Source organism: Flagellimonas algarum, assembly GCF_040513375.1.
In the GTDB taxonomy this organism is placed as follows: domain Bacteria; phylum Bacteroidota; class Bacteroidia; order Flavobacteriales; family Flavobacteriaceae; genus Flagellimonas_B; species Flagellimonas_B algarum.
In genome coordinates, this window is record NZ_JBEVTG010000001.1 from 637,280 (window position 1) to 661,360 (window position 24,081).

The following is a 24,081-nucleotide window of genomic DNA, read 5'->3' on the forward strand; positions in this document are numbered from 1 at the left end:
TAATTCCAATGAAAAACGGCCGAGCCGCTTAGGGCGCCCCGATTTACCTCTTTTGAAAGGGTAGAAGTGTGATTGGAAGTCCTATTTGAATTGGAAAAGGTTCCGGATCGTTTCCTTGGCAAGGCTGGCGTGAGTTTCACAACAAAAAAATCCAACACTTGTTGAAGTATTGGATTTTCACTTTCGCTCCCCCTCTTGGACTCGAACCAAGGACCCTCTGATTAACAGTCAGATGCTCTAACCAACTGAGCTAAGGAGGACTATTACGCTTTTAGCGGCTGCAAATATAGCCGATTCTTTAAAAGACTACAAACAAAAACGGACGATTTTTATTTAAATACCGCCTTGTAGATGTCGTTTCCATTGGCGAACAGCAACAAGGCGACCAAGATGAAAAAGCCTACCATTTGTGCGTATTCCAAGAACTTATCGCTAGGCTTGCGCCCAGAGACCATTTCGTATAACAAGAACATGACATGCCCCCCGTCCAAAGCCGGGATCGGCAAGACGTTCATAAAGGCCAGGATGATCGAAATCAAAGCAGTGGTCGACCAGAATGCGGCCCAGTCCCATGTATCGGGGAACATGCTACCGATTGCAGCAAAACCCCCAACGCCTTTGTAAGCCCCGGTCGACGGATTGAAGATCTTCTTCAATTGTTTCGCATAACTCCCCAAGGTTTCAATGCCTTTATTGATACCGGCCGGAATAGCCTCTAAAAACGAGTATTCTTCGGTCGCGATAGTAAAGTAGCCATTATCCGCATACTCCTCAACGGTCAAGTTCAATAAGCCCAATCCGAGTTTTCCCTCTTCATTGACTTGGGCCTGTACCTCCATCATCGTTCCGTTTCTGTTGATACTGGCGGTCACTTCCTCCCCTTTGTAATTTGCTAGCAGCGGACTGACCTGATCATAATATTCGGCCGCTTGGCCATTGATGGCGACAAAAGCGTCCCCTTTGATGAAATCGGCGCCGGTATTGTGCGAGCCTTCCGAAATCTCGGATACGATAAAGGGTTGGCGGAAACTTAAGAAACGGACCTTATCCTCGTCTTCGAGCAAGGTAGCGATGAAATCGACGGGAATGTCCTTTTCGATCCGTTGCCCATCGCGCTCGATGGTGACACGGTTTCCGTTGATGAGTTCCAAATAAACGCTTCGAAACGATTTGACCGGGTTGCCATCGACTTCCAATATCTTATCGCCGGTCTCGATACCCGCCTTGGCACCGATGGTCTCTTCGACCACCCAAACCCCGTCCTTAAGGCTCTCCATAGGAATGTACTCTTCCCCATATTTATAGGCCATCCCGATATAGATGATGACGGCCAGAATAAAATTCACGGTGACCCCACCCAGCATAATGATCAGCCGTTGCCAAGCCGGTTTGCTTCGAAACTCCCATGGTTTGGGTTCCTCTTTCATGGCTTCGGTATCCATGCTCTCATCGATCATACCGCTGATCTTCACATAGCCGCCCAAGGGCAACCATCCGATACCGTAAACGGTCTCACCGATTTTCTTTTTGAAGAGGGAATATTTGATATCGAAAAACAGGTAGAATTTCTCGACACGGGTCTTGAATAATTTAGCCGGTATAAAATGGCCCAACTCATGGAGCACGATCAAAATTGAAAGGCTCAAAAAGAATTGGATGACCTGTATGACTATGGGGTTCATTTCAACATTATTTCACTAAGCTGACAAAAGTAAGTTTTTAACACCGCTTATAAAAACCCGTTCGACGAACCGCCAATCGATTTAAGAAACAATTAGCATGAAAAGGCCTGCTTGATTTGACCCCCTATGAATTGGGCCTTACCTTTGTATCCATGCGAAAATTCTTGGCCCAGTTCAAATTATTCGGCACCGTTTTGCTGATTTTATCGGCCGTCATCATTTACTTCATGTATGATGCCTTACGCCCTCAACGCCGACTGCCGATCTACCAACCGAATATGGTGAACCAAGAATTGGTCGATAGCAGTCTTTTCGACCGCAAAAAATACCATACCATAGCGGATTTCGCCTTGACCAATCAAAACGGCCGCACCATTACCCAGGCTGACTATGCCGGTAAAATCTACATTGCCGATTTTTTCTTTACGACCTGCCCGAGTATCTGCCCGATCATGACCAAGAACATGACGCGGATACAAGGGTCGATCCTGGATGATGACGAAGTGTTGTTGCTCTCGCATTCGGTGACCCCTGACATCGATTCGGTGGCGCAGTTGAAGCGGTACGCCCTGGAAAAAGGGGTGCTTGATCATAAATGGAACTTGGTGACCGGCGACAAGAAACAGATCTATGAACTGGCCCGCAAATCATACTTAGCGGTGAAAACCGATGGTGACGGCGGCCCCTACGACATGATCCATACCGAAAACTTCATTTTGGTGGATAAGGAAAAACGCATTCGCGGATTTTACGACGGTACCCGGCCCGAGGATATCGAAAAATTGATGGATGACCTGCAGGTCTTAAAGCAATCTTATGGGGAAGAATAGGTTGGTATATGGATTTTAGCGTATTTTTGTTTACTTAAAATCAATCTAAATAAGATTCGCTTTTGACGATCGCCGATTTGAAACAGGGCCAAAAGGGTATTATCAAGGAGTTTGACGACGAACTGCCCCCGATTAAGTTATTGGAATTGGGGTGTTTGCCCGGCAATGAAGTCGAATTGGTGCAAATCGCCCCCTTGAACGACCCCATCTATATCAATGTCAACGGTTCGCATATTGCCATACGCAAGCAAATGGCCGAACGAATCGCCCTCGAGGGCGTCGAAGAAGCCCCCGAACCATGAGCAAAAGCATCAATGTCGCCCTTATCGGAAACCCGAATACCGGTAAAACCTCGGTCTTCAACCAGCTTACCGGCCTGAATCAAAAAGTCGGGAATTACCCGGGAATTACCGTTGAGAAAAAAGAAGGCGTCTGTAAACTCCCCCGAGGGGTCAAGGCCCATATTCTCGACCTGCCGGGCACTTACAGTCTCAATACCACTTCATTGGACGAAAGCATCGTGGTCGAGTTGCTTTTGAACAAGGCCGATAAGGACTACCCCGATGTCGCCGTGGTCATTACCGATGTTGAAAACCTCAAACGCAATCTGTTGTTGTTCACCCAGATCAAAGATTTGGGCATCCCGACCCTTTTGGTCATCAACATGACCGATCAAATGGCAAAGAAGGGGATTTCAATCGATGTGGAAACCCTGGAAAAAGCGTTGGACACGCAAATCGCCCTGGTCAGTACACGAAAAGGGGAAGGTATCGAACGCGTCAAAGAACTCATCCAAAACTACCGCTCCCTATCCACCCTTCCGAATCTGGATACCCGTCGTATCGAACCCAAATATTTCGAAAGGCTGCAACAAGCCTTCCCCAAAGAATCGGTCTATAAGCTATGGCTGGTCATTACACAGGATGTGAACTTCATGCCCATCGAGAAAAAGCGGATTCAAGATGCCACTTCGTTCACGACCAAGTCGAAAGACGAATTAAAAAAATTACAGCACCGTGAAACGGTACTTCGGTACCAGTTCATCAACAACGCCTTGAAGAAAGCGTATTCGGTAAATCCCGAAAAAGCAAAAGGGTTGGGGGCTGCCCTTGACCGGATCTTGACCCATAAGGTGTTCGGCTACCTCATCTTTTTTGCCATCTTATTGTTGATTTTCCAAGCGATTTTCGATTGGAGCGGTTATCCTTCCGACTTCATCGATGCCCAATTCGCCCAGTTGTCCGATTGGTTGAAAACCACTTTGCCTTCGGGCATATTCACCGATTTGTTGGCCGAAGGGGTCTTGGCCGGTATCGGGGGGATTTTGGTCTTCGTACCCCAAATCGCCTTTTTGTTCCTACTCATCGCACTCTTGGAAGAATCGGGCTATATGAGCCGTGTCGTTTTCTTGATGGACCGGCTAATGCGACCGTTCGGATTGAGTGGCAAAAGTGTGGTGCCTTTGATTTCAGGTACCGCTTGTGCCATTCCTGCCGTAATGGCCACACGAACTATAGAAAATTGGAAAGAACGGTTGATCACCATTCTTGTGGTACCCTTCACGACCTGTTCGGCCCGACTGCCGGTGTATTTGATATTGATTGCCTTGGTCATCCCAGAAGGAACGTTCTTGGGCATCAGTTATCAAGCATTGACCTTAATGGTACTCTACCTATTAGGCTTTGCCATGGCCATCGGTTCAGCCATGGTCTTACATAAGATCCTAAAGATCCGTTCCCGTTCCATCTTTATGATCGAAATGCCCAATTACCGGATGCCCCTGGCCAAGAACGTGTTGATCACCGTAGTCGAGAAGACCAAGAGCTTTGTCTTCGGTGCCGGTAAAATCATTTTGGCCATTTCCATCATTCTCTGGTTTCTGGGGTCGAATGGCCATTCTGACGACTTTAAAAATGCCGAATCGATCGTTAATGAACGTATCGAGACCGAAGGTTTAAACCAATACAGCCGCAATAATATCGACACCAACATCGAGCACCTTCAAGAGGCGAACCCAAATCAATCCATAGAAACGGCTATGGCGGCTTTGGAAGAAAGCGCCCGCCAACAGGAAATTTCAAGCTACCGTTTAGAGCATTCGTATATCGGCCAACTGGGCAAGTTCATCGAACCCGTGGTACGACCCTTGGGCTATGATTGGAAAATCGGTATCGCGGTCTTGACCTCGTTCGCGGCACGCGAAGTGTTCGTCGGTACTTTGGCCACCATATACAGTGTGGGTAATGATGAAGAAGAGACCATAAAAAATCGCATGGAGGCCGAACTGGATCAAGCAGGACAACCGCTCTTCAATTTGGCTACAGGGGTTTCTTTGATGCTTTTCTATGCTTTTGCCATGCAATGCATGAGCACCCTGGCCATTGTAAAACGCGAGACCAACTCTTGGAAATGGCCGATGCTGCAGCTCGCCTTTATGAGTGTATTTGCGTATCTTGTGGCCTTCTCGGCCTACCAATTGATCAGTTAAATGGAAACCCTACAGTACATATTGGCCTATTCGACCCTAGCGATCGCTCTGGGGTACCTCATCAAAAAATACCTCCTTCCGAAAACCCTTTTAGCCACGAAAAAGAAGGACACCAAGTCCTGCGGCAGCGACGACTGCGGGTGCCATTGATTTTTTTTCGACCCTAACTTATTGTATTTCAGGTATATCCTATTTTTTTCCCTGCCCGCTGTAACCTTTTGTATTTTGTTGACTATATAAGTCAAACACCAACTATTAGACATGCTGTTGGAGCAACAGACCGATGAAGCGATCATGGCCGAAGTGGCACAAGGAAATTTGGAGAAGCTACGCCTTTTATTCGATAGGCACCACGTACACCTTTTCAATTTCCTTTACAAAATGAGCGGTGACCGCATGCTGAGCGAAGATCTGACGCAAGATGTCTTTTACAAGGTGATGAAATACCGAAGTTCATACAACAATGGCAATTTCCTTTCGTGGATGTTCACCATCGCGAGAAACAGCTTAAAGACCCATTTTACCCGAAATAAAGAACGGCATGGTGATTTGGAAAGCGTTGCACATCGGTTGGAAAACGAAACACGGCAAGAAGAATATACCCATCTGCACCAAGCCCTACAGCAATTGGAACCTTCTGATCGGGAAGTAGTGATCATGAACCGCTTTCAAGGTATCAAGTACCAAGAATTGGCAGAGATCATGGACAGTACCCCAGGAGCCGTCAAAACCAAAGTCAGTCGGGCACTGAAAAAGTTGAAAACGATTTACATGCAAACCATTTGATCATGGACAAAGCAGCATTCATAAACCACATTCCGGACTTTTTGGAAGGCAGTTTGACGACAGCCCAGCAGCAGGAATTCGAAAAAGCCTTGAAGCAAAATCCAGAATGGCAAGAAGAAGTCGATGCCTATACCCGGCTGTTCAAGGCTTTCTCGGAAGAACCCCAGGTCATGCCCTCACTGCAGCTGCGCCAAGGTTTTGAAAAGATGTTGGAAGAAGCCCAACAACAGCAAGTTGCCGTGGTCTCCCTGCCTGCATCCTCTAGAAAAGGGTTCGGTGGTTTTTACCGTATCGCGGCCAGTATCGCGGTCCTCATCGGAACCTTTGTTTTCGGTCGCTATTTAGGGGCGAAACAATCGGATTTGACGATTGCCCAAGTACAACAAGAACAACAAGCCCTGATCCAGACTACGATGATTTCCTTAATGGAAAACGAATCGGCCAGTAAGCGGATCCAAGGGGTCCAATATATAGAGGAATTCAAGGAACCTGACGCGGCGATCGTCGATGCCTTGACCGATAGGATGCTGAACGACGAGAATACCAACGTACGTCTCACCGCAATGGAAGCCTTGTCGCGGTTCAAAACCTCAGGAAAGGTCAAGACGGCCTTTATTACCGCCCTCGAAACCGAACAAGACCCGAGCATGCAAATAGCCATCATCCAACTATTGGTCGAGATCCAAGAGAAAAAGGCAATCGGCCCTATGCAACGCTTGCTTGAAAACGAGGCGACACAACCTTTTATCAAAGACGAAATAACCACCTTATTACCAAAAATCATATAAATCAAAAAGCGAATAATTATGAAACGTTTGACTACACTTTTATTAGTATGTGCCGTAGCTACGATTGGCTATGCTCAAAATGATTACAGCAAATCATTGAACGGGATCGATTGGGTGAAAATCGAATCCAAAGCCGATGTGACCGTCAAGACCCACGACAAAAATGAGATCCTGATCAAATCGGGCAAGGCGAAAGGCACCCCTGATCGTGCCAAGGGCTTGAAACTTGTCGGTCAAAACGGCGGCACCGATAACACCGATGTCGGTTTTTACGTAGTGCAGGATGGCAACAACCTGATCGTCAAAAACCTGCGCAAATCGGACCGGGCCGAGATCTATTTACCGAAAACCCAAAAGGTCTCGGTAAAGACCACCTGGCATGGCAACATGAAAATCAGTGGATTCTCCTCTGAAATCGAGGCCAATGCACAATTGAACGGCAGTGTGTACATCGAAAACGTAAACGGGCCGGTTACCGCCAATGCCTTGAACGGAACCGTTGAGGTCATCTTCGATGCGATCAACCAAGCTTCACCCATTTCGATTTTTACCACTAACGGCACTGTCGATGTCAGCCTTCCGCAGAACACCCCGGCCAACCTTTCCATGAGCAGCTGGAACGGCGATGTGTATTCGAACTTTGACATTTCAAAACCTTCAAAAGAAGGCATGCGCTCCGTGGCCGGCCGCAAAGTAACGGGGGTCATCAACAATGGTGGCGTCGACATCAAGTTGCGTTCTACCAATGGCAACATCTACTTGAGAAAAAAGTAACCCATCACGAACATCAAAAAACGAACAGTCATGAAAAAACAAATCGTCACCTTGGCCCTTGCACTGATATGCTTTGCAGGCCATGCACAGAAAACCATCGAGAGGAATTTCGACCACAACGACCGTTATATCGAGCTCAAAGTACCATTCGCCAACGACATCCAGATCAAGACCTGGGACAAGCAAACGGTCTACTTCAAAGCCGAACTCAGTACCGAAGACAACCAATTTCTGGAACTGTACGAGCTCGACGTATTTGAAACTAGCGGCGCCTTGACCATAACTGCGAAACCTGAAGACATCTTTGAGGCTATGTACGACGCATGGAAAAGCGAGAACAAAGGCAAAAAGAAGCGGTCTTATTACCATACCCAGAAAGACTACGAATTCAATTATACCTTGTATGTGCCCAAAGATGCCCAGTTTCGGGTAAGCAGTATCAATGGGGACATGAAGGCCGAAGTCGTCGATGGCAACCTTACCGCCGATTTGATCAACGGAAACATCGAGATCGACCGTTTTTCAGGGAATCTTGATCTCAGTACCATCAACGGGGAAATCGATCTTAAAGTAGCAGGGGTCAGCATGGTGGCCGAGACCATACATGGTGACATCTATGCCGACGAAGGCCTCCAATTGTCTTCCTCAGATCGACATGTTGGACAAAAAGTCTCCCAAAAAATCAGCAATGCTACCACCCAACTGCGTTTGAACACTATCAACGGCAACATGTACTTGCGCAAATAACCATCCATAGCCTAACGGTATGAAACGGCCTTCTGTTGAAGGCCGTTTTCGTTTTCCTACCTTAAGCGACGGCTTTTACCGTATTTTTCGTAAATTAAGTCCACACAAATACAGCATCATGAAAAAACTGAATATCGCCTTTGCTATGGTCTGCGTACTTGTTCTTTGCGCATGCTCAGCGACCAAAAACCAAGATACGGCCTCTGCCGATGTAAAAGAGCAACTTGAAGAACGCAATCGCGGCAACGTCCCCTTGCTGACCAAGATCCGACAGCTCCCTGGGGTCACGCTACGAAACGGCACCCCTATAGTGACCAAAGCCACCAATTCGGTCAGTAATCAAGGTTCGTTCGAACCCCTGTATGTCTTGAACAACTATATCGTCGGTAACTCCTTTGCCTCAATCAACGAACTCGTTGACAATTTCAATGTGAAAAAAGTCGAAGTGCTTTCAGATCAAGAGGCGGCCTTTTACGGTTCGCGCGCGGCGACCGGGGTCATCAAGATCACCACCTTCAAATAGGTTTTTAATCTAATTCAAAGACTATGCGTAAAAACGCTGCCCTTTCCAGGTTCCGCTATGGAACCTTTCTCTGTTTGTCCTTCTTATTGGTATTTGCCTGTTCAAGCAGTGGAAACGACGATTCAGATGACCAATCGAACCTACCCATTGACCCGCCCGATGAGGAGACCTTGGATCCCAATCGGGAATGGAACCTCGTCTTTGAGGAAGAATTCGAAACGGATTTGGCGCAGTGGAACGTTTGGGAAAGCGGGGCCTTCAACAATGAAATCCAATTTTACAGACCCGAGCAGCTGGTGGTTGAAAATGGCATATTGACCATCAACGTACAACGTGAAAATATCGTTGGCCCCAACAATCCCTTTGATCCGACACCTAAACAGTTCGAATATGTGTCGGGCCGAATTGAATCAAAGACCACCTTCGGCCCCTCCAACGGAAGTGGGGAAACCGAATACCGATTTATGGCCCGTATCAAAATGCCTCCAGGCAATGGCATGTGGCCGGCATTTTGGTCGTATGGGGATCCATGGCCCACCAAAGGAGAAATCGATATTATCGAAGCCCGGGGTAACCTTCCGATGGAATTTTCCAGCAACATCTTTTATGGTACCGAACCCGGTATTCCGATTACCGACAACAATAATACCGTACACGAACATGAGGTAGACGTCGATATTACGGCCGATTTCCATACCTATGAATTGATCTGGACAGCGACCAATCTTGAAATCTATTTCGACGGGGAACTGTTGCACCGGTATAACGCCAGTCCTTTGAATTTTATCGCTAGCCTCTTCGGTCAAAAACAACAATTAGTGCTCAACACGGCCGTTGGTGGGTTCTTTTTCCCGAATTCCTCTCCGACCACCTTTGTCGACACCTCCGAAATGCAAGTCGATTGGGTTCGGGTGTATAAACGATAGCGGAACTTACAGGGAAATACTGATTTCGGTATCGGAATAGACCTTAAAACAGCAGTCTTTGAATTTTGGCGGCCCGAAGGCCCGCATTTTAGCTTTGGAAAATGCGACTTTCTCTTTAGGGATGCCCAACCAATTGGTATCCAATTCATCATTACCATTGGCGTCGTAAAAAACGGCCACGGCATACTCACCTTGAGGAACTTCGACCATAACCTCGGTCGCCCCTTTTTGGGCTTCTGACGAGCCGGACACGAATACTTTGTCGAATTTCAGAAACTCCTTGGCATTTTTATAAACCGCCACGCTGATCTTTCCCTCAGAAGCCGGTACTTCAAGAACGTTGACTGTAATCGTATGTTGGGCAAGGGTAGTTAGGGGTAACAAAAGCAGCAGGGCAAGTAGGTGTTTCATCGCTCGTATTTCTTTGCAAAGATGAACAAAAACGTTGCCAAAAAAGTATAACGACAGCGCTAAAAAGTTCTTAAATCTCAATCTTTCGGTCTGATTTGGTCGTAGAAGCCTTGGGTAGCACTGCTATCGGCATAATTGAAATATAGGGTGAGCGAGTCGGCATAAGTCAGACGGAGTTTGCGCTGCCGAAGATCATCGACGAACACATAGACTTTCGCTTGGGTGATCGAATCCTTAAAGATCCCTTTTTCACGGGCTTTCCATGAAAATCCACTTTGACGTTCCATTTGGGGCAGTTTTTCCACGAATCGCAGGTCTTGGATAGAATCCAAGGGAATTTTTTGGTGGTAAATACCTGAAAGGACCGTGAGCTGCCCTTGTTCGATCCGGGTCCAATTTTTGGAATGGGCGATAAAAGCCAATAGGCAACCTATGACCGTTAGGCCCAATATGAGATTCAATAACGCATGCCGTTTTTTTCTTGCCATTTAGTCCGTTTTGGATCGGTACTTATCGAACCAAGCTACCGTATGGGCGATCTTGGTGATCAAATTGCTGGGGCGATTGGCGATACCATGGCTTGCCCCTGGTATCTCGACCAAAACCGTGGGTACCTTGCGTAACTTAAGCGCATGGTAGAGCTGTTTTGCCTCACTTGGAGGGGTCCGCAAATCGTTCATTCCTACCATGACCATGGTCGGGGTTTCGATTTCGCCCACCAGGGATATCGGTGAAAACTTCCAGTAGCCTTCGAAATTCTCCCAAGGTTGGCCCTCGTAACGGGTATTCGCATACCCGAAATAATTATCGGCGACCAGGGTCTTGCTGATCCAATTCATCACCGGCTTGGCCACAACGGCCGACTCGAAACGGTTGTTCTTACCGATCATCCAAGCCGTCATGATCCCTCCTGCAGAGCCCCCGGTCACGAACAACTGGTCTTCATGGGCAATGCCCATTGCGATGCAATGATCGACGCCGTCCATCACGTCATTGTAATCCTCACCGGGATAATTGCGGTACAACAGGTTACCGAATGCTTCCCCATAGCTTGTACTCCCTCGTGCATTGGGATAAAAAACGATATATCCTGCCGAGGCGTACAACTGCATTTCAATAGAAAAACGATCGCCGTAATTGAGAATCGGACCCCCATGGTTTTCGACCATAAAGGGATATTTCTTGGTTGCATCGTACTGGGGTGGATAGACGATCCATCCTTGTAAATCACGTCCGTCGACGCTTGAGGTATACCAAACCTCCGACACCTTACCCAATTCACGATAATTCAACAATGCGCTATTCAAGTCGGTGATTTGATCTAGGTCGTCACGTTTACCTCCAAGAACGGCTAATTCCGCTGGGTGATCCGGTCGTGAGCGTGTATAGGCCAAAGTACCATTGGTCGACACACTGAAGGACCCACTGCCATAGGGCCTCCCTAGCGTGGTACCCCCACGATCATCGGCCAATTTGCTTACTTTTCCATTTACTGTAATGAATCCGATTTTTCCATTGCCTTTGTCGTCATAATTAAAATACAGGCCGTCACCCTTGGCATTCCATTGGATTCCCGAGACACTACGATCCAAGTCCTTCGATATCGATCGTTTGCCGCTGCCATCGGCATTCATAAGATGCAACTGGCGTACTTGATAGGCCTGCTTGGCATCGCCGTATCCGATATAGGCGATTTGTTTACCATCGGGTGAAACCTGTGGATTGTAATCGGGGCCGTCTCGATCGGTCAAAGGGGTAATCGTCCCTGATTCCGTGTCGACGGCATAGATTTCACTATTTCGAAAGCGGTATTCCCAATCGGCAACACGATTGGCAGAAAAATAAAGGGTCTTTCCATTTGGGGCCCATGACAGCCTGCCCCTATGGTGCCAATTGCCGGAAGTCACTTGCCGTGGTGCTCCCCCATCACTGGGTATGGTGAAGATATGATGGAAACCGGGTTTGATGTATCCCCTTCCGTCGGCTTCATGGTACACCCGATCGGTGATGCGCGGACTATCGGCCCATTTCGCCCCTTTGGGTTTTTTGGGCATTTTGGCCAACACCGGGGCTGCCTCGGGCACATTCATGGAAAAGGCCAATTGCGACCCGTCGGGTGACCACTGCATACCACTAGGTGAAAAAGGCAACTGGCTGATTTTGGCCAATGCCCCGCTATCGATCCAAAACACAAAGAGTTCGGCACCTTCGTCGGTACTGCTGGTAAACGCGATGCGATCCCCGTTCGGAGACCACCGGGCATTGCTTTCACTGACTTCGCGAGCCGTGAGTTTTTGATGCTGGGATCCATCGCTTTTAACACGCCATAAATTGCCCCAAGCCCGGTCTTTCATCACGTCAAAACCCATACGGCGGTATACGATCCATTGGCCGTCAGGCGAAATTTGGGGATCGGTCACGTATTGCAGGTCGAAGATGTCGAGATAGGAAAAACGTTGGTGTTGGGCCCCTAGTTGCGAAATACTCGAAACCAAAAGAGCCGCTAGAATCAGATAGCGCTTCATGCCGGTCATTTTTGTGGTTCTTAAAGGTAACGCTTCGGCTTCTTTTGGCAAAGCCTGTTCATTTTAAGATTATCCCTTATCTTTAAGACAACAACCCTGCTTTCAACCGCTTATGTCAAAAAAAATCAATACCGACAGGCTTCTGGGTATTTCAGCCATGGTCATCAGCATCCTTACCTTGGTAATCTTTATCTACCAAACCAATATCATGCGGGTACAAAGCAAGCTCTCGGTCAAGCCCCGTCTCGACTTTACCACCAATCAAGGCGGTAATGATAGCATCATTACCTTTCAACAAGTGGTCGAGAACAAAGGCCTAGGGCCGGCGATTATCGATTCGATCAGTTTCCTGTACAACGGCAAGGCTTATCCGATCGAAATCGAAAAATTATTGGAAGTAGAGGCCCCTAAGCTATTGGAGTATGGCTACCTACCCCAACATGCCACCCTCGGTCGGGGCAGCACCTTATCACCTGGCGAAGAAAAACTCATCTTTACATACCAACTTCCGGCACGGAACCTAGACAGCGTACTGCAGTATCTGGATGTCACCCTGGAAGGCGATTCCCCCTTTCCGATTGAAGTCATTTACACCTCGATCTATGAAGATGAACGATGGCAATTATCGAGCAATGCCAGTGATCCGATAAAAGTGGATTAACGAACCAAGGGAATCTTATACCACATGAAACCAACCACATTTGAAAACCCCTACAACCGATTGGCCACTATGATCGTGCTATTAGGTTTGCTTCTTTTCAGTTCATGCGGCGAACGCCAAACGGACACCTCGGAAGAAGCGAAAGAAAAGACGCCTTCGGAATACGAAGATTTGGTCGTGCTTTTTGAGGATTGGCGGAATTTTGAACAGCCCCCGGATTGGGAAGGGGCCCCCGATTACCGAAAAGCGACGTTCGAAAAACGATGGCCTGATTTCAAGAAGCTACACGAACAGTTAATCGAAATCGATACCACAGGCTGGGCGATCCCCCATCAAGTCGATTGGATGATCGTCTGGGCCGAAATGAACGGCTATGAATTCAACCACAATATCTTAAAACCCTGGCAACGCGATCCCGCTTTTTACAAATCGGTTTGGACCTATCGCAGTGATGTGCCAGCCCATGAAGGACCGACCCACCATGGTACCACGGAATTGTGGACCTATAACTTTCCGCTCTCCGATTCGGAAGCTGAACGGCTGACCATCGACCTGCGGAAAATACCGCCCTTGAACGAACAGGCTAAAACGAACCTCACCGGAAATGCCAAAGATCTTTGGGTGACCGGCATCCGGGATATCAAGACCCAAGCGGAAACCTTGGAGTCCCTCTTGGAACGACCAAGTGTCAACGAGCATGGCGATTTGGTGGTTGCCGTTCAAGAGGCCCGAAAAGCGTCACTCGATCTCATGGATTGGCTAGAGGCCGAATCCGTCAACAAAACAGGACCTTCGGGTATCGGAAAAGCCCATTATACCTGGTACCTTCAGAACGTGCATCTGGTACCCCTCACCTGGGAAGACGAGGTAATGCTCCTCAAACGCGAACTCGCCCGAGCGTGGTCTGCCCTAAAATTGGAAGAACACCGCAACCGGGACCTGCCCGAACTGACCGCCGCCGACTCACCGGAAGCCTATGACCTCATGGCCGATAGGGCCGCCGAAAGTCTGATGGACTTTCTCGACACCCAAGACATCGTGACGGTCAAACCCTATTTCGAACCCGCCCTCCGCGAACATCTGGGCAGCTTCGTGCCAGAAGACAAACGCAACTTCTTTTTGATCGGCGAGCATTACGACCCTCGCCCGCTGTATTCCCATTTTTACCATTGGTTCGAATTGGCACGGATGGACAATGAACCCCATCAAAGTAAAATCCGCCGAGGGCCCTTGTTGTATAATATTTTCGATTCGCGCAATGAAGGGATGGCCACCGCTGTAGAGGAAATGTTCTTGGATGCCGGCCTTTACGACGATTCGCCTAGAACCCGTGAAATCGTATATATCATGATCGCCCAACGCGCGGCGCGCGGATTGGGTTCCCTATATGCCCACGCCAACGAAATGACCATGGAGGAAGCCGGTGGAATCCATTCGGAATACACCCCTAGGGGATGGATGAAAACGGAAAAGGAACTCCTGATTTTCGAGCAACACCTGTATTTGCGACAACCCGGATACGGCACCAGCTATATCACCGGAAAATACTTGGTCGAACATGCCATGGCCGATTTCGCCCGCATCCAAGAAGGACAGGGCACACCGTTCGAAACCAAAACCTTTTTCGACACCTTGAACCGTATCGGTAACATCCCTATCGCTTTGGGACATTGGGAAATGACCGGAGAAAAAGACCATTTAGGACCGCTTTGGAATGATTAAGTTCTTTCGCCATATCCGTCAAAGGCTCCTTGGGCAAAACCAGTTCAGCAAATACCTGTTCTACGCCCTTGGTGAAATCGTTTTGGTGGTCATCGGCATCCTTCTGGCACTACAGATCAACAATTGGAACGAAAAACAAAAAATCGACGCGACCAAACAAAAGACCATGGGGTTGATCGCCAAAGAATTGGCTGCCAACCAAGCGATTATCGAATCGGCTTTTGCTTACCATGTCATGGTGAAAGATACCTTACAGACGCTTGAAACCCCGACTACGGAAGAAGAAGCCGTGAAAAGCCTATCTTTTTGGCGCGGGCTGCGCATCGTCCGGATGAGGAACGCCGCTTTCCAGACTGCCGTTCAAGCAGGCAGCACCAAGGATTTCGATGTGGATTTGGCCGAAGCGTTGAATGCCCTGTATACGCTACAGGACGCCTATAACGACTTTGGGGCGGCCGCCTCCAGCTCGCTCTACCAGCACGACTTTTCGGAATTGCGTAATTTCAGGCAGATCGCCACTTTTTTGAACATGGTCATGGTCGATGCCTATTATTTCGAAACGGAGTTGCAAAAAGGGTTTGCCGATTGTCTTGAGAAACTGGAAAACCATAGCTCACCTTAATATATTTCCTGACCGTATGATCAAATTTTTTCGACGCATTCGACAACAACTCCTCGCAGACAACAGACTGGGCAAGTATGTGCTTTATGCCGTCGGGGAAATCGTTTTGGTGGTCATCGGGATTTTGATCGCCCTACAATTGAACCGCATGCGCGAAGAGCAACAGGATCGGGCCAAAGAACTATCGTACTTAAAGGAAATCAACCTTGATTTCAAATACAACAAACAACAACTCGATTCGATCTTGGATTTCAATGCGGGTTCGCTAAAGGCCGGATTGAAATTGGATTCACTGATGACCATCATGAAACGCGACGTTGCGGTGAAAGACCATCCGAACTATCCGATGAACGATAGCATGTTCAGCTACCAGTCGCGCCTTTTCACCAACTTGTCGTTCAATCCGAAAAACGGATCGGTCAGGGCGTTGATCAACAGCTCATCCTTCGATTTGATCCAAAACGATAGCCTGCGACGCATGTTGATCTCGTGGAACGACGTATTGGGGGATTATTTGGAAGAAGAAGGCTTCAACATGAAGTTCCTTTTCGATGAATACTATCCTTGGCAACGCGATGTCTATGAATTCGAAAAGCCCTATAGCCCCGAGAACATGGCCGTTTGGTTGGGTCCGAAAGAATACAATTTCAGATGGCATCGTATTGGAAGCCTCGATTATCTGCTACAGGTCGTTGAAGACGAAGGGGTAGTGCAGATGATCGACGGTATCATTCGCTTGACCGAAAAAGAAATGGACGATGATCACGATCTTTAGAAGCATTCGCAAGGCCTTGTTGGCCGATTCCAAATTCAGCAAATACCTGGTCTATGCCTTGGGGGAAATCCTCTTGGTGGTCATCGGGATCTTGCTCGCCTTGCAGATCAATACCTGGAGCGCCGAGAAAAACGCACGCGCTAAAGAACAACTGTACCTCAAAAGCTTTCAAAACGATATCGAGAATAACATCTCCCAATTGGATCGGGTCATCAACAAGTCAAGTGAAACCTTGGGTGCTACCGACTCCTTGCTGCGGTATGCACAAGGGCAATTGAAGTTGCCCACCATTGAAGCCTTTGAAGCCTTGATCATGGGTGCGACCAATTACACCATTTTTATGAGTCAAGAAGGAACGATCAATGACATCTTCGGTTCCGGAGATCTCGCTTTGATCCAAAATGACAGCATCCGAAAGGCCATGGTGAACTGGGCGGCGGATCTCAAATATTTGAAAGAATTCGAAACCTTGGGCAAGGACAATCAATTGCGGTATATCGGTCACCTCTTGGAAAACGCGCCCATGTACCGAAAAACGCGCCAACAAAATTTCATCGACCAAGAGGTAGCCGAACAGCTTTTAAAAGACACCCAATTCCTGAACCTTGTGAGTGAACAGAAACATATGGCCCAAGAACTGAATTGGCTCTATCAAAACCAACGTGCTAAGATGGAAGCGATTTTGGAACAAGTCCATCAAAACATCGACACGCCATGAGCTCAAAGCAAGCCGACGATCAAACTAATTTCCACAGCCCAATGGCAAGCCCTTTTAATGCGCTTGTTTTCTGGGTCCCGACCCTGGTATTAATGTTAGTTTTCGCCTTGGGGCATGGGCAAAACTGCGATTGCCAAAAGGACTTTGCCGAACTCGATCGCTTGCTTCGCAAGACCCCGGCCTACAAAGACCACAAATCCTTTTACGATACCTCATGGGAACGCCTTCGTGATGCTTTACCAACCGTTGGCTCGGATTTGGAATGTATGGTACTTTTGAACCGTCTGACCTTAGGGGTGAAAGACCTCCACATCCGGGTGCAGACTCAAGAACAAGTCCAAATCGCAACTGAAAAACTCTCCTTAGACCTCGATAGTTTGAAAACCGTCCTTAAGAAACGCCCACTTTCGGATGTCGAAGGGATATACCGACTCCCCGGTTATTTTGACATCGGACTCTTTAAATCAGATCGAACCTACAAGGGAGTGGTCTTGGCGTCGGAATTGGAAAACTGGGAAGCCGGCGAAGTACTGTGTACTATGATAGGAATCGATGACAACAATTACCTTTCCGTATTCGCGCGTCCGAAGACCAAAGTACAGATCGCCTATCTCGAACGGATCAAAGACGGGAATTTTTTACAGTTCGGACTGAAAAAAGACCCCTCGATCAAATTGTACCATCGAGTGGCCTATCGCGATTCGCTATACGTTCGCAAGCAACTCAATGCCAAAACTACCTATATCAAAGTAGGGAGTTTTCGATCCTTCTACCCCACCCTGGCCGAGGCGGAAGCTTTTTATGCCACACTAAAGAACACCCTCACCTCGGAAAACCTGGTGGTAGACCTGCGCAACAACGGTGGCGGAGGATCGCGCAATTCCGATATTCTGCACGATATCTTATGGGAATACAACCAGACAGGAAAGCTCTTTATATTGATCAACAATGCCACGGGCAGCAATGCCGAACAATTCGCCGTTCGTCTCAAAAAATTAAGGAATGCCCTGTTTTTGGGAGACCATAGCTTGGGTATGATCGCTTACGAAAAGAAACGGAAGGTGAACAACCCCCTGCCTTGCGGTGCATTCAATGCCGTTATGACTTCAAAACGGCATAAGGAATACCTTCCCTATGAAGTCAAAGGTGTGCCTCCTGAACGTTTCTTGGACTACACAAAAGATTGGATCGAACAGACGCTTGAAATAATAGAACAAGAGAACCCATGATCAACTTTTTCCGTCGTATCCGTCAAGCCCTACTCGCCGAGAACAAACTCAACCGCTATTTGCTCTATGCCGTTGGGGAAATCGTTCTGGTCATGATCGGGATCTTGTTGGCCTTGCAGGTGAACACCTGGAACGAAGGGCGTAAAGCGAAAAAAGAAGAAATCCGTTTGCTTCGGGAATTCCGAAAGGATGTGGCCTTTTCAGTAAACGAACTCGACACCATCGCCAAATACAATGCGCGATCGGTCGCCCACTTGAAAACCATCCAACAGCATTTGATCGAGGACCTCCCGTATTCGAAAGTCTTGGATACCGCTTTTGGGGGATTGGATGTATGGCACATGCCCTACCTGCCGATGACTTCTTATGAAACCATCAAAGTCAAAGGCATCGATCAAATCAGTAACGATCGTCTAAAAACGGAAATCACCAAGGTCTACGAATTCGCCTTGAAATACCTTTTGGAAGACAACGGAAGATGGGAATGGTCGTTCAACCAGAACACCACCCAACGAATGATGATCGGCCATATCCGGAGAGATTCCGACCTCGATTCTGAAATCGCCCGCCCCAATGATTATGAAGCACTGAAGCAAAACACTGAATTCGGTAATTTCATCAGTGTCTTGGTCGTGTTGCGATTGAGCCATACCACGGCTTTGAACGAGGTAAAGGAAGACATGCAAGAACTATTGCATCTTTTAGATCAAGAACTCAAACCCTTTTCCGATGATTAAGTTTTTCCGCCGTATTCGAAAGCGCTTGCTCAACGACAACAAATTCAGCAAATATTTACTGTATGCGGTCGGTGAGATCATCTTGGTCGTTATCGGGATCTTGATTGCCCTTCAGGTCAACAACTGGAACGACGCCCGCCTTGAGCGGAACAAAGAGCAGGAATATTTGATCGAAATCAAGCAGAACCTCGAAAAAGATACCACGAACATCAACCAGGCCATCGCCTTCTACCAAAGAAAAGCGATCCTGGTGAACGAAACCTTCGGGCTTTTCGGATTGGGATCGGAAGGAAAGCCCTATATCGACCAACTGTTGCCCAAGATGGATACGCTAACTTCCTTTGAGGTCTATATCCCGGTTCGTACCGCTTTCGATAATATGGTGGCCGCTGAAACCGTCGATTTGATCCAAAACAAAGCCTTGCGCACTGCCCTTTCGACCTATTACAGTCAACTCGACTACAAATCCGGAACCCAAGAACGCGCCAAAGAAGCCTCCCGACAATTTACCGATGAGATCAGTCCGAAAATGATGAGTAGGGAGTTGATCCAATTGTATTTGGGTCAAAATGTGGCCTACCCCGCCCTTAAGGATATTAGCATCCATTCTGATCCAATGGTCGCCTCCAAACTCTTTACGCTATACATGAACGCCACGATATTGATCAAAGAACTTGAGCAGCAAAAAGCCGAAATCGAAACCATATTGAACCAGATCGACCCCATGGTATCGGATCCTTGAAGTGACCAAAACAGCATTGTAGCATATGATCAAATTCTTCCGCCGCATCCGCCAGAAGCTCTTGACTGAAAATAAGTTCAGCAAATACCTCCTATACGCCATTGGGGAAATCATCCTTGTTGTGATCGGGATTTTGATCGCCCTGCAGATCAACAACTGGAATGAAGACCGAAAGGCCAAAAACGAAGAGCAGCGGCTTATCGCCGACCTACATACCGAATTCCAGAACAACTACGAGGCGCTTCGTATCGACATCGAACGGTTACAGCGCGTCGTTGACTCCTCGCGCGAACTTCTGGACTTGTTGCAAGAAGCCGAACCACGCATCGAGGTGTTGAAATTGGACAGTTTGATCAGTGAAACGCTGACCACCCCCACCTGGAATCCCAGTTTTTTCGTCATGGAAGAACTTAAAAAATCAGGAGGCTTCGCCCAATTGCAAAATGCCGAATTGAAAACGGCCTTACTCGAATGGGAACGCTACTATACCAACTTAATTGAATTCGAAGCGGGCTTTAGAAGATCTTTCCATTCCCTGGTCGACTATTTGACCGAACAGGGGTCAATACGAAATGTCGATGACAAGCATCCCGGTTTCAATGTGGGGCTTTCGCGAATGTCGAAAGGAAACATCCCGCTCCTCACCGATTATCGATTTGAAAACCACATCGATAACATGCATGTCACCAGTTTTGATGAATTATATCAATACCAATTGGCACAGACAAAAATCGAAACCATATTGAACCTTAGTAAACCCGACTGACCCAAATGATCAAATTCTTCCGCCGCATACGCCAGACGCTTTTGACTGAAAATAAGTTCAGCAAATACCTCCTATACGCCATTGGGGAAATCATTCTAGTGGTCATCGGGATTATGATCGCCTTGCAGATCAACAACTGGAATGAGGAGCAGCAGACAGCGGGGGTCCTAAATCAATTCGTTAGCGAATTCAAGAAAGAACTGGAATACAACATTCAAGATCTAGAACGTAGTATATCCCTCATGGAGTTCCATATGGAAGAGAAAAAGAAGCTCCTGACCCTTACTACCCTTGAAACCGTATCACTTGATTCGCTAGAGGCACAAATCGAGTCGAAATATATCAATGTGAGTTACAATCCGACCATTCTTAGACGCTTTGAAAACGCCCAAATCAGTGAATATGGCACATACGATTCGGTATTGGTCAAAATACAGGAATTTTATGGCTATCTCTGGCCTGAATTTGAAAAGGCAACCCAATGGCACAACAAGCAAGTGGATATCGAAGACGAATGGTGGCGGTATGCCCAGGATCGTTATGAACTGAATCTGGCTAACGAAGACCAATTGCTGGTTCAGGATTCGGTACTTCGCAAAAAAGAACTTCTAAAACTATTACGCTCCACCAAAGTGCGAAATATGTTAAAATCGGATTATGCAAGAAAAAAACGACTCCGACCCTATTTCGATTATCAAATGGAGATGGCCCAAGAACGATTGGATGCCGTTAATACCCTATTGGAATGATACAGTTTTTTCGCAAAATCCGACGGTCCCTGCTTTCAGAAAACAAAGTTTCGAAATACCTGCTCTATGCCATTGGGGAAATCATATTGGTCGTGATAGGGATCCTCATCGCGTTACAGATCAACAACTGGAACGAAGACCGCAAAACCAGAAAAGAAGAACGGACCCTGCTTATTTCCTTGCAAAATGAAATGGCCTACAACATCAAGGAATTGGCACGGGCACGAAAGGTCAACAATGCCAATATCAAAGGCACCGGGCGCTTGATCGCGCATATGTCACCAAGGCCGAACGACCAATTGAGCGAAAAAGAGTTGGCCCTGTTGCTTGCCGCATCCTTACAAGAAAAAACCGAGTTCGAACCCCGCCTGAGTGTGATCAATTCGGGTCAATTGACCATCATCACCAACGAAACGCTTAAAAACGCCCTACTTTCGATCGATGCCAAAGTCGAGCATTTTAGAGAGAACGAAAAAACAGTGACCGATATCCGATGGGATTGTACCCAACAGACCTTAAAGGAAGGCAATTTTCGAAAGGCTGCTGATTATGTCATCGACTTCTCAAACTGGTACGGCAACACTGAAAGTCCTTTTGAAAACACCAACTTCGAATTGTTGCGTTCCCGCCCTTTCGAGAACAAGTTGACCCTGTACCTGGCCACCTCCCTGACCTCAGAGGTCGAGCATTTGAAACCCATGGCCCTAGACTTTGAGATCATACAAAAAACGCTGGAAGAAGAATTGGAACAATTTGACGAATAGCCCTAAAAACGGGAATGCTTATGGATTTCAAGAAGAAGAACATATTAGTCACCGGATCCTCACGAGGGATCGGCAAAGCGACTGCGATGGCCTTTGCCCAAAAGGGTGGCCGGGTCGGAATCAATTTCAGGACCAAACTAGACGAAGCCGAAAAGACCCTAGAGGAATTGCCCGGGCAAGGGCATGCCCTTTTTCAAGGAGATGTGTCGGATAAGACCGACTGCCAGCGCATCATCGACGATTTCGTTGCTGCCTTTGGCCAGATCGATATCTTGGTCAACAATGCCGGGATCTCGATCTTCCATGAAATCGATCAGGTCGAATTTGACCACTGGACCCATGCCTGGGAAACCACCTTCAAGACCAACCTCTTCGCGGCCGCGAACATGACCTATTGGGCCGCCCAAGCCATGATGAAAACCGGTGGGGGCCGTATCGTAAACGTGTCGTCTCGAGGTTCGTTTCGGGGGGAGCCTACCAAACCCGCCTATGGGGCCAGCAAGGCGGCCTTGAATGCGATGACCCAATCGTTGGCTAAAAAATTGGCGCCCCATCACATTTACTTAGGGGTCGTAGCCCCTGGCTTCACCGAAACCGAAATGGCCGCTGTCACCTTAACCCCAGCGGAACGGGAAAACCTCTTACGCGAATCACCTTTTCAACGTATGGCCCAACCAAAGGAAGTGGCCCATGCCATCTTGTTCTTGGCTTCCGATGGGGCGGAATACAGCTCAGGAACGATCATCGACGTCAACGGGGCCAGTTATTTAAGGAGTTAGTTGTCCTTTTCAAGGTAAAAGCAATTTCGTTTCGAGCGCATCCGATTTAAAAACAGCGCGGTTTTTGAGTCGAACGCTTTGGTATTTCGTATTATTAAGGATAATTCAAAAGCATGAACAGAAAGGAATTTGTCAAGATGTGTGGTTTGTTCGGGATATCGCTCCCCTTTCAAACCGTGTTGGAATCCTGTAATGAAGGTTCGGAGGCTCCTATTGTTGCCGGTGATTTTGAAGGGACGGTGCTGATTATCGGGGCCGGTGCCGCGGGCATGGCAACCGCATATTTGTTAGCACAGCAGGGCATTTCCTTTCGGATCTTGGAAGCCGACAGCTCCTATGGCGGGCGCTTCCGTACCAACAACACCTTTACCGATTTTCCGATACCCTTAGGGGCCGAATGGCTTCATGTAGCCGAATCGGAACTCCCAGCGATCGTCAATGATCCCAAGGTGACCATCGAAACCGTCACCTTGCCGTATTCGGCATCAGACACCTCCGGGTTTTTCAGCAATGGTGAGTTAACCGTAGAAACCGTCGGCAATGCCGTCAACGATGATCAAGACAAAAAGTTCATCGGTTCTTCCTGGTTCGATTTCTTCGAAACCTATATCGTACCCGGTATTCGAGATCGTATGCAGTTCAATACCCAGGTAACCTCCATTGATTATTCGGGCAATCAGGTCATCGCAACGGCTGCCGATGGCAGCACCTATGAGGCTGACAAGTTAGTGGTGACCGTACCTTTGAAATTACTGCAATTGGGCCAGCTAGGCTTCACCCCTGAATTGCCGAATAACAAGCTAAACGCCATTGCCAATGCCAACATTTGGAGCGGCATGAAGATATTCCTCAAGTTTTCGGAAGCGTTCTATCCGACCTTTCTCTATTTTGACGATAGCCAGACCAACGAGGGCCAGCGTTTGTATTATGACGCGGCCTACGGCCAAAATAGTTCAGACCATGTATTGGGTCTCTTCGCCGTAGGCCGGCAAGCCGAAGTCTATCAAAACTATAGTGGTGAGGCCCTGAAAAACTACGTGCTTGAAGAGCTCGATAGGGTGTTCGATGGAAAAGCTTCGGAAACCTATATCGACATCCTCGCCCAAAACTGGAACGAACAACCTTTCGCCCGGGCGGCTTACCTCGAAGATGAAGCCGCCACCTCGATCGCACGCAACATGTCCGAAACCGTAAATGGCAAGTTGTATTTTGCCGGTTGTTCGTACATCGACCAAGCCGATTGGAGTTCGGTACATACCGCGGCACGCTCGGCCCGTGATACGGTCCGTGAATTGCTCCAATAGCGATTTGCTTCCCTTAGGGTACGGTTTTCAGCT

The 24,081-nt window shown here is 47.8% G+C and carries 27 protein-coding genes and 1 tRNA gene; 23 read left to right on the forward strand and 5 right to left on the reverse strand.

Annotated features, from left to right (window positions below; all coding sequences use genetic code 11):
* Positions 1-186: 186 nt before the first annotated feature.
* Positions 187-260 (reverse strand) — tRNA-Asn (locus tag ABV409_RS02960).
* Between the two features lie 69 nt (positions 261-329).
* Positions 330-1,682 (reverse strand): RIP metalloprotease RseP, encoded by a 1,353-nt coding sequence (rseP, locus tag ABV409_RS02965; protein WP_353876055.1) that lies wholly within the window; start codon positions 1,680-1,682, stop codon positions 330-332.
* A 152-nt stretch (positions 1,683-1,834) separates the two neighbouring features.
* Here rseP and ABV409_RS02970 point away from each other — a divergent pair, with 152 nt between their 5' ends.
* The 10 genes from ABV409_RS02970 to ABV409_RS03015 all read left to right on the forward strand — a co-directional run bounded on the left by ABV409_RS02970 (position 1,835) and on the right by ABV409_RS03015 (position 9,544).
* The gene (locus ABV409_RS02970) at positions 1,835-2,512 is read left to right on the forward strand and encodes an SCO family protein (RefSeq protein WP_353876056.1); all 678 of its coding nucleotides are present in this window, start codon (positions 1,835-1,837) and stop codon (positions 2,510-2,512) included.
* A 62-nt stretch (positions 2,513-2,574) separates the two neighbouring features.
* Positions 2,575-2,814 (forward strand): FeoA family protein, encoded by a 240-nt coding sequence (locus ABV409_RS02975; RefSeq protein ID WP_353876057.1) that lies wholly within the window; start codon positions 2,575-2,577, stop codon positions 2,812-2,814.
* The gene (gene feoB, locus ABV409_RS02980) at positions 2,811-5,000 is read left to right on the forward strand and encodes a ferrous iron transport protein B (RefSeq protein ID WP_353876058.1); all 2,190 of its coding nucleotides are present in this window, start codon (positions 2,811-2,813) and stop codon (positions 4,998-5,000) included. Before ABV409_RS02975 ends, feoB begins: the two co-directional genes overlap by 4 nt.
* Positions 5,001-5,150, forward strand: a complete 150-nt coding sequence (locus ABV409_RS02985; protein WP_353876059.1) for a hypothetical protein — start codon at positions 5,001-5,003, stop codon at positions 5,148-5,150.
* A 111-nt stretch (positions 5,151-5,261) separates the two neighbouring features.
* Complete coding sequence (locus ABV409_RS02990) at positions 5,262-5,786, forward strand: RNA polymerase sigma factor (protein ID WP_353876060.1); 525 nt, start codon at positions 5,262-5,264, stop codon at positions 5,784-5,786.
* Positions 5,787-5,788: 2 nt separating this feature from the next.
* Positions 5,789-6,574, forward strand: a complete 786-nt coding sequence (locus ABV409_RS02995) for a HEAT repeat domain-containing protein (RefSeq protein WP_353876061.1) — start codon at positions 5,789-5,791, stop codon at positions 6,572-6,574.
* A gap of 18 nt (positions 6,575-6,592) precedes the next feature.
* On the forward strand, positions 6,593-7,348 hold the full coding sequence (locus ABV409_RS03000) for a DUF4097 family beta strand repeat-containing protein (protein ID WP_353876062.1): 756 nt from the start codon (positions 6,593-6,595) through the stop codon (positions 7,346-7,348).
* A 30-nt stretch (positions 7,349-7,378) separates the two neighbouring features.
* On the forward strand, positions 7,379-8,095 hold the full coding sequence (locus tag ABV409_RS03005) for a DUF4097 family beta strand repeat-containing protein (protein ID WP_353876063.1): 717 nt from the start codon (positions 7,379-7,381) through the stop codon (positions 8,093-8,095).
* A gap of 118 nt (positions 8,096-8,213) precedes the next feature.
* Positions 8,214-8,618 carry a TonB-dependent receptor gene (locus tag ABV409_RS03010; RefSeq protein WP_353876064.1) on the forward strand — a complete coding sequence of 135 codons (405 nt, stop codon included), beginning with the start codon at positions 8,214-8,216 and terminating at the stop codon, positions 8,616-8,618.
* A gap of 23 nt (positions 8,619-8,641) precedes the next feature.
* Positions 8,642-9,544: a glycoside hydrolase family 16 protein gene (locus tag ABV409_RS03015; RefSeq protein ID WP_353876065.1), complete on the forward strand. Its 903-nt coding sequence runs from the start codon at positions 8,642-8,644 to the stop codon at positions 9,542-9,544.
* Positions 9,545-9,550: 6 nt separating this feature from the next.
* Here ABV409_RS03015 and ABV409_RS03020 read toward each other — a convergent pair whose 3' ends face one another.
* The 3 genes from ABV409_RS03020 to ABV409_RS03030 form a co-directional block, all read right to left on the reverse strand.
* A complete protein-coding gene (locus ABV409_RS03020) occupies positions 9,551-9,955 on the reverse strand; it encodes a DUF2141 domain-containing protein (RefSeq protein ID WP_353876066.1) in 405 nt (134 codons plus the stop codon).
* Between the two features lie 77 nt (positions 9,956-10,032).
* Positions 10,033-10,443 carry a PH domain-containing protein gene (locus tag ABV409_RS03025; protein ID WP_353876067.1) on the reverse strand — a complete coding sequence of 137 codons (411 nt, stop codon included), beginning with the start codon at positions 10,441-10,443 and terminating at the stop codon, positions 10,033-10,035.
* Entirely contained in the window at positions 10,444-12,480 is a 2,037-nt protein-coding gene (locus ABV409_RS03030) for a S9 family peptidase (RefSeq protein ID WP_353876068.1), read from the reverse strand.
* Positions 12,481-12,592: 112 nt separating this feature from the next.
* Between ABV409_RS03030 and ABV409_RS03035 the strand changes: the two genes are divergently transcribed.
* From ABV409_RS03035 to ABV409_RS03095, 13 genes are all read left to right on the forward strand, one after another.
* Complete coding sequence (locus ABV409_RS03035; RefSeq protein WP_353876069.1) at positions 12,593-13,141, forward strand: hypothetical protein; 549 nt, start codon at positions 12,593-12,595, stop codon at positions 13,139-13,141.
* A 24-nt stretch (positions 13,142-13,165) separates the two neighbouring features.
* Entirely contained in the window at positions 13,166-14,863 is a 1,698-nt protein-coding gene (locus tag ABV409_RS03040) for a hypothetical protein (protein ID WP_353876070.1), read from the forward strand.
* Complete coding sequence (locus ABV409_RS03045; protein WP_353876071.1) at positions 14,856-15,485, forward strand: DUF6090 family protein; 630 nt, start codon at positions 14,856-14,858, stop codon at positions 15,483-15,485. The genes ABV409_RS03040 and ABV409_RS03045 overlap by 8 nt, the downstream gene beginning before the upstream one ends.
* A 16-nt stretch (positions 15,486-15,501) precedes the next feature.
* Positions 15,502-16,260, forward strand: coding sequence for a DUF6090 family protein (locus ABV409_RS03050; RefSeq protein ID WP_353876072.1), 759 nt, complete (start codon positions 15,502-15,504; stop codon positions 16,258-16,260).
* On the forward strand, positions 16,244-16,978 hold the full coding sequence (locus ABV409_RS03055; RefSeq protein ID WP_353876073.1) for a DUF6090 family protein: 735 nt from the start codon (positions 16,244-16,246) through the stop codon (positions 16,976-16,978). The genes ABV409_RS03050 and ABV409_RS03055 overlap by 17 nt, the downstream gene beginning before the upstream one ends.
* 92 nt (positions 16,979-17,070) lie before the next feature.
* On the forward strand, positions 17,071-18,207 hold the full coding sequence (locus tag ABV409_RS03060; RefSeq protein ID WP_353876074.1) for a S41 family peptidase: 1,137 nt from the start codon (positions 17,071-17,073) through the stop codon (positions 18,205-18,207).
* Positions 18,204-18,944, forward strand: a complete 741-nt coding sequence (locus tag ABV409_RS03065) for a DUF6090 family protein (protein ID WP_353876075.1) — start codon at positions 18,204-18,206, stop codon at positions 18,942-18,944. Before ABV409_RS03060 ends, ABV409_RS03065 begins: the two co-directional genes overlap by 4 nt.
* The gene (locus tag ABV409_RS03070; RefSeq protein ID WP_353876076.1) at positions 18,937-19,686 is read left to right on the forward strand and encodes a DUF6090 family protein; all 750 of its coding nucleotides are present in this window, start codon (positions 18,937-18,939) and stop codon (positions 19,684-19,686) included. Before ABV409_RS03065 ends, ABV409_RS03070 begins: the two co-directional genes overlap by 8 nt.
* A gap of 25 nt (positions 19,687-19,711) precedes the next feature.
* Positions 19,712-20,452 carry a DUF6090 family protein gene (locus ABV409_RS03075; RefSeq protein ID WP_353876077.1) on the forward strand — a complete coding sequence of 247 codons (741 nt, stop codon included), beginning with the start codon at positions 19,712-19,714 and terminating at the stop codon, positions 20,450-20,452.
* Positions 20,453-20,457: 5 nt separating this feature from the next.
* On the forward strand, positions 20,458-21,201 hold the full coding sequence (locus ABV409_RS03080) for a DUF6090 family protein (RefSeq protein ID WP_353876078.1): 744 nt from the start codon (positions 20,458-20,460) through the stop codon (positions 21,199-21,201).
* Positions 21,198-21,965: a DUF6090 family protein gene (locus ABV409_RS03085; protein ID WP_353876079.1), complete on the forward strand. Its 768-nt coding sequence runs from the start codon at positions 21,198-21,200 to the stop codon at positions 21,963-21,965. Before ABV409_RS03080 ends, ABV409_RS03085 begins: the two co-directional genes overlap by 4 nt.
* Before the next feature lie 20 nt (positions 21,966-21,985).
* Positions 21,986-22,744, forward strand: a complete 759-nt coding sequence (locus ABV409_RS03090; RefSeq protein WP_353876080.1) for an SDR family NAD(P)-dependent oxidoreductase — start codon at positions 21,986-21,988, stop codon at positions 22,742-22,744.
* 113 nt (positions 22,745-22,857) lie between these two features.
* Positions 22,858-24,048, forward strand: coding sequence for a flavin monoamine oxidase family protein (locus tag ABV409_RS03095; protein WP_353876081.1), 1,191 nt, complete (start codon positions 22,858-22,860; stop codon positions 24,046-24,048).
* Positions 24,049-24,081: the final 33 nt, after the last annotated feature.

What these genes read in the sequence shown, in the direction of transcription:
- ABV409_RS03055 (WP_353876073.1), top strand. Translation starts at nt 16,244, where the DNA reads ATGATCACGATCTTTAGAAGCATTCGCAAGGCCTTGTTGGCCGATTCC.
- ABV409_RS03000 (WP_353876062.1), top strand. Translation starts at nt 6,593, where the DNA reads ATGAAACGTTTGACTACACTTTTATTAGTATGTGCCGTAGCTACGATT.
- ABV409_RS03020 (WP_353876066.1), bottom strand. Translation starts at nt 9,955, where the DNA reads ATGAAACACCTACTTGCCCTGCTGCTTTTGTTACCCCTAACTACCCTT.
- ABV409_RS02995 (WP_353876061.1), top strand. Translation starts at nt 5,789, where the DNA reads ATGGACAAAGCAGCATTCATAAACCACATTCCGGACTTTTTGGAAGGC.
- ABV409_RS03025 (WP_353876067.1), bottom strand. Translation starts at nt 10,443, where the DNA reads ATGGCAAGAAAAAAACGGCATGCGTTATTGAATCTCATATTGGGCCTA.
- rseP (WP_353876055.1), bottom strand. Translation starts at nt 1,682, where the DNA reads ATGAACCCCATAGTCATACAGGTCATCCAATTCTTTTTGAGCCTTTCA.
- ABV409_RS02990 (WP_353876060.1), top strand. Translation starts at nt 5,262, where the DNA reads ATGCTGTTGGAGCAACAGACCGATGAAGCGATCATGGCCGAAGTGGCA.
- ABV409_RS03010 (WP_353876064.1), top strand. Translation starts at nt 8,214, where the DNA reads ATGAAAAAACTGAATATCGCCTTTGCTATGGTCTGCGTACTTGTTCTT.
- ABV409_RS03060 (WP_353876074.1), top strand. Translation starts at nt 17,071, where the DNA reads ATGTTAGTTTTCGCCTTGGGGCATGGGCAAAACTGCGATTGCCAAAAG.
- ABV409_RS03035 (WP_353876069.1), top strand. Translation starts at nt 12,593, where the DNA reads ATGTCAAAAAAAATCAATACCGACAGGCTTCTGGGTATTTCAGCCATG.
- ABV409_RS03095 (WP_353876081.1), top strand. Translation starts at nt 22,858, where the DNA reads ATGAACAGAAAGGAATTTGTCAAGATGTGTGGTTTGTTCGGGATATCG.
- ABV409_RS03050 (WP_353876072.1), top strand. Translation starts at nt 15,502, where the DNA reads ATGATCAAATTTTTTCGACGCATTCGACAACAACTCCTCGCAGACAAC.
- ABV409_RS03030 (WP_353876068.1), bottom strand. Translation starts at nt 12,480, where the DNA reads ATGAAGCGCTATCTGATTCTAGCGGCTCTTTTGGTTTCGAGTATTTCG.
- ABV409_RS03045 (WP_353876071.1), top strand. Translation starts at nt 14,856, where the DNA reads ATGATTAAGTTCTTTCGCCATATCCGTCAAAGGCTCCTTGGGCAAAAC.
- ABV409_RS03040 (WP_353876070.1), top strand. Translation starts at nt 13,166, where the DNA reads ATGAAACCAACCACATTTGAAAACCCCTACAACCGATTGGCCACTATG.
- ABV409_RS03090 (WP_353876080.1), top strand. Translation starts at nt 21,986, where the DNA reads ATGGATTTCAAGAAGAAGAACATATTAGTCACCGGATCCTCACGAGGG.
- ABV409_RS02970 (WP_353876056.1), top strand. Translation starts at nt 1,835, where the DNA reads ATGCGAAAATTCTTGGCCCAGTTCAAATTATTCGGCACCGTTTTGCTG.
- ABV409_RS03070 (WP_353876076.1), top strand. Translation starts at nt 18,937, where the DNA reads ATGATTAAGTTTTTCCGCCGTATTCGAAAGCGCTTGCTCAACGACAAC.
- ABV409_RS03005 (WP_353876063.1), top strand. Translation starts at nt 7,379, where the DNA reads ATGAAAAAACAAATCGTCACCTTGGCCCTTGCACTGATATGCTTTGCA.
- ABV409_RS03080 (WP_353876078.1), top strand. Translation starts at nt 20,458, where the DNA reads ATGATCAAATTCTTCCGCCGCATACGCCAGACGCTTTTGACTGAAAAT.
- ABV409_RS03015 (WP_353876065.1), top strand. Translation starts at nt 8,642, where the DNA reads ATGCGTAAAAACGCTGCCCTTTCCAGGTTCCGCTATGGAACCTTTCTC.
- ABV409_RS03065 (WP_353876075.1), top strand. Translation starts at nt 18,204, where the DNA reads ATGATCAACTTTTTCCGTCGTATCCGTCAAGCCCTACTCGCCGAGAAC.
- feoB (WP_353876058.1), top strand. Translation starts at nt 2,811, where the DNA reads ATGAGCAAAAGCATCAATGTCGCCCTTATCGGAAACCCGAATACCGGT.
- ABV409_RS03085 (WP_353876079.1), top strand. Translation starts at nt 21,198, where the DNA reads ATGATACAGTTTTTTCGCAAAATCCGACGGTCCCTGCTTTCAGAAAAC.
- ABV409_RS02985 (WP_353876059.1), top strand. Translation starts at nt 5,001, where the DNA reads ATGGAAACCCTACAGTACATATTGGCCTATTCGACCCTAGCGATCGCT.
- ABV409_RS03075 (WP_353876077.1), top strand. Translation starts at nt 19,712, where the DNA reads ATGATCAAATTCTTCCGCCGCATCCGCCAGAAGCTCTTGACTGAAAAT.